The sequence below is a fragment of the Candidatus Villigracilis saccharophilus genome (assembly GCF_016711665.1).
Window position 1 is genome coordinate 24,537 of the sequence record NZ_JADJSO010000041.1, and the last position, 6,534, is coordinate 31,070.

7 protein-coding genes are annotated in these 6,534 nt (G+C 48.3%); all 7 read right to left on the reverse strand.

Annotated elements, in window-relative coordinates:
- Nucleotides 1-11: 11 nt before the first annotated feature.
- The 7 genes from ppk1 to phoU all read right to left on the reverse strand — a co-directional run bounded on the left by ppk1 (nucleotide 12) and on the right by phoU (nucleotide 5,794).
- Nucleotides 12-2,126: a polyphosphate kinase 1 gene (gene ppk1 / locus IPL17_RS13340; RefSeq protein ID WP_345307578.1), complete on the reverse strand. Its 2,115-nt coding sequence runs from the start codon at nucleotides 2,124-2,126 to the stop codon at nucleotides 12-14.
- A 124-nt stretch (nucleotides 2,127-2,250) separates the two neighbouring features.
- Nucleotides 2,251-2,757: a phosphohistidine phosphatase SixA gene (gene sixA, locus IPL17_RS13345; RefSeq protein ID WP_345307579.1), complete on the reverse strand. Its 507-nt coding sequence runs from the start codon at nucleotides 2,755-2,757 to the stop codon at nucleotides 2,251-2,253.
- Nucleotides 2,754-3,608, reverse strand: a complete 855-nt coding sequence (locus tag IPL17_RS13350; RefSeq protein WP_345307580.1) for a CHAD domain-containing protein — start codon at nucleotides 3,606-3,608, stop codon at nucleotides 2,754-2,756. The genes sixA and IPL17_RS13350 overlap by 4 nt, the downstream gene beginning before the upstream one ends.
- 4 nt (nucleotides 3,609-3,612) lie before the next feature.
- Complete coding sequence (locus IPL17_RS13355) at nucleotides 3,613-4,596, reverse strand: HD domain-containing protein (RefSeq protein WP_345307581.1); 984 nt, start codon at nucleotides 4,594-4,596, stop codon at nucleotides 3,613-3,615.
- Nucleotides 4,515-4,874, reverse strand: a complete 360-nt coding sequence (locus tag IPL17_RS13360; RefSeq protein ID WP_345307582.1) for a hypothetical protein — start codon at nucleotides 4,872-4,874, stop codon at nucleotides 4,515-4,517. Before IPL17_RS13360 ends, IPL17_RS13355 begins: the two co-directional genes overlap by 82 nt.
- On the reverse strand, nucleotides 4,840-5,124 hold the full coding sequence (locus IPL17_RS13365; protein ID WP_345307583.1) for a hypothetical protein: 285 nt from the start codon (nucleotides 5,122-5,124) through the stop codon (nucleotides 4,840-4,842). Before IPL17_RS13365 ends, IPL17_RS13360 begins: the two co-directional genes overlap by 35 nt.
- A 25-nt stretch (nucleotides 5,125-5,149) precedes the next feature.
- Nucleotides 5,150-5,794 (reverse strand): phosphate signaling complex protein PhoU, encoded by a 645-nt coding sequence (gene phoU, locus IPL17_RS13370; RefSeq protein ID WP_345307584.1) that lies wholly within the window; start codon nucleotides 5,792-5,794, stop codon nucleotides 5,150-5,152.
- Nucleotides 5,795-6,534 lie beyond the last annotated feature (740 nt).

Genomic DNA, 6,534 nt, shown 5'->3' on the forward strand with positions numbered 1-6,534 from the left:
CCGGCAATCCTTTAATTCATAAATTCACCCTGAACATCAATCACATCCTTGCCTGCCTCAGGCAGGGGTCTAATATATGAACCGTCGGACTGCAGAACCCGCGCACTGGAATTATCCTTTAAATAAGTTCCCAAAACCCGCTCACGCAAATGCAGGATATGTTCCTTGCTCTCGACAGGGAAAACAACCTCCACCCGGCGGTTGAGGTTGCGCGACATCAGGTCTGCGCTGCCAAGATAGACATTTTCCCTGCCATCATTGTGAAAATAATATAAACGACTGTGCTCAAGATAGCGTCCGACAATACTGGTGACACGGATTCTTTCGCTGACACCCTTAATGCCAGGCCGCAGACAGCACATTCCGCGTACCAACAATTCCACCTGCACGCCCGCCTGTGACGCCTGATACAAAAGTTGGATCATGTGCGGGTCAACCAATGAATTTACTTTAAATATTAAGTGTGCTTTGCGTCCCTGCTGGGCATGTTCGATCTCACGCTGGATCATTTTTTCCAGTTTTTTACGCAGGCTGACAGGAGCAACCAATAATTTACGATACTCCTGTTTTGTGGAGTATCCCGTCAGGTAATTAAATAAATCAGTTGTATCGGCACCCATACTCTCGTCACAGGTAAACATGCCGATATCTTCATAAATACGGGAGGTATTGGCATTGTAGTTTCCCGTTGCAAGATGTAAGTAGCGGCGAATGCCCTCACCCTCCTGACGGACAACCATGGTGACTTTGCAATGGGTTTTCAAACCAACAAGACCATAAACAACATGCACCCCGACCTCTTCCAAGGCACGCGCCCAGCCAATATTTGATTCTTCATCGAAACGCGCTTTGAGCTCGACCAGCACCGCCACTTGTTTTCCGCATTCAGCCGCCTCAAGCAGAGCTTCAACGACAGGTGCGTTAGACCCCACGCGATACAGGGTTTGTTTGATCGCCAGTACCTGCGGATCGCGCGCGGCGGCATTTAAAAAATCAACCACAGGATTAAATGAGTCATATGGATGATGAAGCAGGATGTTTCCGTTTTTGATCGCATCAAAAAAATCTGTTGGTGTCACAGCACGTTTAAATGCTTTGGGAATTCGCTGCTTGTAGGGTGGGTCTTTTAGCTCGTGCCGTTCCACAGTATTGTAAAGCGGCCATAACCCGCTTAGTCCATGAGGACTTTCCAAAACGTACACGTCGTTATGGGATATTTCAAGATTATCCACCAACAGTTCGCGGATATTTTCAGGCATGGATTCGTACACAGCTACCTGAATCACTGAGCCGAACTTGCGTTTGCGGATATTCTGCTGCATAGTCTCAAGCAGATCGTCGGCTTCGAGTTCCTGTATTTCAATATCGGCATCGCGCACAATACGGAAAGGATGCGCGGCAGTCACCTCCATGCCGGGGAAGAGATCATGGAGATTGGCTGCAATGACTTGTTCCAGCCAGACAAAATAATGCTGTTGTGGGATCGTCCCATCCTTGCGGACTCCGCCGGATGAACGCTTGATCGGCAAAAGGCGCGGCAGGGTATCCGGCACCTTTAGACGCGCAAATTTATCATTCCCTTTTTTGTCGCGGATCACAATAGCGAGATTCAAACTTAAATTTGAAATATGCGGGAATGGATGCCCGGGATCCAACGCGAGCGGTGTAAGTACGGGATAGACCACTTCCTTGAAATATGTATCGGCACGCTCTTTTTGCGTTTTATTTAATTTTTGATACTCAATGATATGAATGCCTTCTTTATCCAGCTTAGGCAAAAGCTTGCGTTGATAACAACGCTGCGCGTCAACCATTAATTCCAGAGCCAGCCTACGGATCGCAGCGAGCTGCTCGGGCGGAGTCAGACCATCGGGCGAGGTATTCATAATGTGCGCTTCCACCTGTTTGCGAATACCCGAGACACGTACCATAAAGAACTCATCCATGTTCGAACCAAAGATGGCGAGGAATTTTGCGCGTTCAAGCAATGGCTTGGATTCATCCCAGGCCTCTTCGAGCACGCGGCGCTGAAATTCGAGCAGACTCAACTCACGGTTAATATAAAGAGCGGGAGAGGTAAGATCAACGGGAACGATTTCGGGTGGATTATTTTTTTGCTCAATCATATATTTTTCTTTCTGAGTAGAGACCTGACAACTTTCGTTGCAGCGTGTGTTTAGAAAATTTCCTGTCAATCAAAATCAGATCGGTCAATCGAAATTGCGTGAAAACCTGTCTGGTCTTCGAGCTTTATTTTTCGCCGATCTCAACCAGAATACCGGGCGTAAGCAGCCATTCCAATGTAGCCTTGCGGGAATGGTGCAAATCGTCAGCAGAGAGTCGGCACACACCGCCTTTCTTGAGGGTCATGTCCACACTTGTATTTTCAGCCACCAGCAAACTGACCAGGGCGGTTAGTTGGGGTTCATGCCCAACCAACGCAATACTGTTCGCGCTATATTTTTCATTCATTTCAGCGATCAACAGGTCAGGATCACCCATCGGGACAAGATTATCACTGAAAGCGACTTCAGCTTTGACCTTGAAAACATCCGCAAGGATCTCAGCAGTTTCCTTTGCGCGGACATACGGACTGGACAGGATCAGGTCAAAGTCTGCGCCGAGAGTACGCAACCCTTTCGATATCTGACGCATTTTCTTTTTGCCTTTGTCTGTGAGAGGGCGTTCGCTATCCTGTTCATATTCAGGCGTGCCTTCGTCTACAGCAATTGCGTGGCGAATGATATATAAGTTCATGTTCTTTTCTCCTGTGGAAATGGTTGATCTGGCGCAGTGCGCCAAAAGGTGAGTATCTCACCTTTGTCTTCGATATAACCCGCCAGGGCAATGGCGTGGCGTTCTTTATAATATGAGCGGGCAGGTTCGGGGTCATAGGAAGCGGGCGCATGTTGGTTAAAATCTGCGAGCTCCTGCAAAGCCACTTCCATATCCTGAATATCTCCCATTGCTGACTGATAGTTATGCAAATTCTTGAGATAATCAGCGGGGAAACCCTGAAGAATGGGATGAATGACTTCAACCATATAGCGGAATTTCTTGAATGCCAGTCTTACTCTATGGATTGTGGACGGCAAGGACGGGTCAACCAGTGCGTAGCGTTGCATGACAATTGCAAACGCTTCATCAACAACCGAAAACAAGCTCGTATCCAGGCTCGCCAGATCGAGGTCTCCCATCGCCTGCTCAAGTTGCTTGATCCGCTTTGCGACGCTAGCTGTCTGCATGGATTTTATTTCTTTACGTGTTGTACGCAGCAGCTTCCGCTCTTTTTTCTGCAAATGCGCCTGGAAAGGTCGAAGCATTGGGGTATCTACAATTGATTCGGACAGATCGGCAAGCAAAACCTGCGTATTGCGCAACTCATCCAACTCATCCAACTGATCCTTCATGACACGACGCGCCTTTTTTATTCCTGGATCCTGCAATATCTCACGCAAGAGTTCCAGTAGTGAGAGCAGTCGCCGCGCCGCCACTCGGAAATCATGAACCGCTTCTTCAGAAAACTCGCGGCGGCATGTCTTAAGTTCAGATTTGTATTTATCCCAGCGGGAATTTAATGTGTCCCGTAACAGGGTTTGTGTATCCATGTGATTACTCCGTGATCTCAAGCTTTACCGAAAACACATCCTGAAAAAGCTTCTGACGTTTTTCAAGTGTCCATTTTTCCAGCAGTAGATCGTCTTCTCCCAGAAGTGTTAACTTCCAGATATTTTTCTTGGGGCCAAATTGAATATCCTTCACACGCCCCGTATGACTGACATCCAACCCGTCGGCGATACGCATCAATGCGGAAAGTTTGATCACCACAAGCCGTTCCTTGGGCGTCAGAGCCCGAAACGACCCATCTTCCAGCGTCGGTGTTGATTTGCGGTGATACAGCATAATGTTGGCTACAATGTTCTGCTGGGCTTCAGAGAGCCCGATCAACGGGCTGGCTTTTATGATGTAATACCCATGTTTGTTGTGATCAACCGTATTAATGAAATGACCGATATCGTGTAACAACGCGCCAATTTCCAGCAGCAGCTTATTTTCTTCTGGCAGGTTATGCAGGCTGGCTGACATATCGAATAACTTCCCCGCGTGACGGGCAACCAGTTTTGCATGTTCTGCGTCGAATTTGTATTTTTCTCCAAGGCTCAAAGCAGAGGCCCATACCTGTTCGCGTGGAGAAACTCGCGAGCTCTTTTTTTGGTTGAAAACCATATCCCAAAGCACGCCGTCTTTCAAGCCAACATTCGGGATGATCACTTCCTTGATCTTGGCCTCGTGCGCGATCATTTGCAGGACGATGGATGCGGGCAGGATGACATCTGCGCGGTCAGGCTTCAGCTTGAATTTTCGCATCCTTTCTTCGACCTTCATCCTGCTCAGTGTTTCGACAAGTTTATCCAACTCTTCGAGAGTGATGGCACGGTCGCTGTCACGTTTGAAAATCTTCTTGCGCAAATTCCCCATTTCTTCAATATTTCCGCCCGTCCCGACGCAAATATCTATTTTTTTTGAACCAAGCTCACGGTCAATGCGATGACGCGCCGCTTCAGCGTATTCCCGCACCAGTTTATGAAAAGGCATCGCAGAGTTTTTTCGCCGCTTAACTTTTTGAGCAGGCGCACTGTCCCCATATTGTAACTTTCCGTAGAGAGGATATTTCCGTTTTGTGAAAGCGTCACTTCCACACTGCCGCCCCCAATGTCGATCAATAACGCGTGTCTGTCTTTCAGATTCAAGGATTGAGAGACTGCCAGGTGAATGAGGCGCGCCTCCTCTTCCCCGCTGATGACCTCGATCTCAATTCCACTAGACCGCCGAATGCGGTCAATTAATAAGTTCGCATTGGCAAGTTCGCGCATTGCACTGGTGGCAACCGCTCCGGATCTCTCGCGCCTTATGATCATCTGCGATCTTTCGAAAGCGCCTAAAAGCTTCCACGGACTGCTGCGCGGTTTCATCGCTGACAATCCCTGTCGTGAAGGCATCCTGTCCGAGCCGTACAGGCAGGCGCAGGTTTTCAATCACCTTTACCTTCCCGTCATAGACGATCCGGCCGACCATAATACGCATGGCATTGGAGCCAACATCAATTGCAGCGATCGTTTCCATAGTTTTTTACTTTGCAAGGCAGGGATCATATCCTGAGGTCCCTGGTCTCAACATAGATTGTGCGCTCACAAATATTTGTCACACGGTCTCCTGCCCGCTCCAGATTGTGGGCGACCCACAAAAGCTGGTTGGCCAGTTCCGTATTACCCATGCTGCTGTTCACAAAATTCATCAACCCGGAAAATAGATCGTTGTAGAGTGCGTCAATAATATCATCATCTGAAATGATCCGCACAGCAGAGGGGACGTTGGCATGGATAAATGCCGTCATGGCGCAGTGCAGCATATCCGCTGTCTTGATCCCCATTTCATAGGCGTGATTCACATGCGTCGGGATGCCAACCCCTTCAATCATCATATTAATGCGCGCGATCGTTTTGGCGTAATCGCCGATCCTTTCCAATTCAGTACAAATACTAAGTGCGGATACCAGGAACCGCAGGTCATGCGAAACAGGCCCTTCCGCACCGATCACAGCAATGATTTGTCCTTCCAATTCAAATCGTTTCGTATTGATCTGGACATCGCTTTTCTGGATAACAAATGATTTTTCCCAATCACGATCCTTCAGCGCAGTCACTGAGTCTGCCAGGGCAGTCTCAACCATCGCGCTAAGTATAGGAGATCGTCGCGACCAATTGGAGTTGACGTCGGCGCTTTTTCTGGGCATGGCAGTTCTCACAATTAATTATGGAAGATGTCACTGTAGTATAGCCAGTCGAAGTTAACGCCATCGAAATAAAAATTAGCTGCTGGTTAAGGTAATTCAGCTGGAGACTTAAAACAAAGTCTTAATTCCGCTTATTCCGGCGGCTTAACACTCAGGATTAGACTTCAAACCAAACGGAGTAACGTATGGGAAATGTCCTGTTTATCTGTGGGTCACGAAACAGACCACCCAAATACGCGATCGCCCGTCCATGATGAAAGAACATGCTTGTTATTTCACTCCATATTACGCCGATGGGTTGAGGGGGGTTTGCAGCCCGCCTGGGCTGGCTGAATTTCACGGTGCTGGGCGGACGCCATAAACGTGAGACCACCGGAATACCTTGCCCGTCACAACCTAAGGATAGACCAGGGAGTAGCCCTTTCGTATGATCTGGTGGTCACTTGAAGCCACCTGATCATTCAAAACAATATTCGCAATAAACGAGTGGTTTTGGTACAGGAGGGTATCCACGGAGCCGACCTCGTGTTTCACCTGGTCAAATGGTTGAAACTTCCCGTTATCTAGCCAATACATCCACGCAACGGACTTCGAATGACGATATTATTATTCTGCGTGGCATCCGAGGGTACGCAGATCTTCATTGGGCAAGGGGTGCACGAAGGTAAAATCGCCGTGACCGGATACCAAATTTTGACAACCTGAAAAGCGCGCAAAATAATTCCATTCCCCTTTCACGG

Excerpts from the sequence above, each read along its gene's own strand:
- ppk1 (WP_345307578.1), bottom strand. The coding sequence starts at position 2,126 with ATGATTGAGCAAAAAAATAATCCACCCGAAATCGTTCCCGTTGATCTT.
- sixA (WP_345307579.1), bottom strand. The coding sequence starts at position 2,757 with ATGAACTTATATATCATTCGCCACGCAATTGCTGTAGACGAAGGCACG.
- IPL17_RS13350 (WP_345307580.1), bottom strand. The coding sequence starts at position 3,608 with ATGGATACACAAACCCTGTTACGGGACACATTAAATTCCCGCTGGGAT.
- IPL17_RS13355 (WP_345307581.1), bottom strand. The coding sequence starts at position 4,596 with ATGCCTTTTCATAAACTGGTGCGGGAATACGCTGAAGCGGCGCGTCAT.
- IPL17_RS13360 (WP_345307582.1), bottom strand. The coding sequence starts at position 4,874 with ATGCGCGAACTTGCCAATGCGAACTTATTAATTGACCGCATTCGGCGG.
- IPL17_RS13365 (WP_345307583.1), bottom strand. The coding sequence starts at position 5,124 with ATGGAAACGATCGCTGCAATTGATGTTGGCTCCAATGCCATGCGTATT.
- phoU (WP_345307584.1), bottom strand. The coding sequence starts at position 5,794 with ATGCCCAGAAAAAGCGCCGACGTCAACTCCAATTGGTCGCGACGATCT.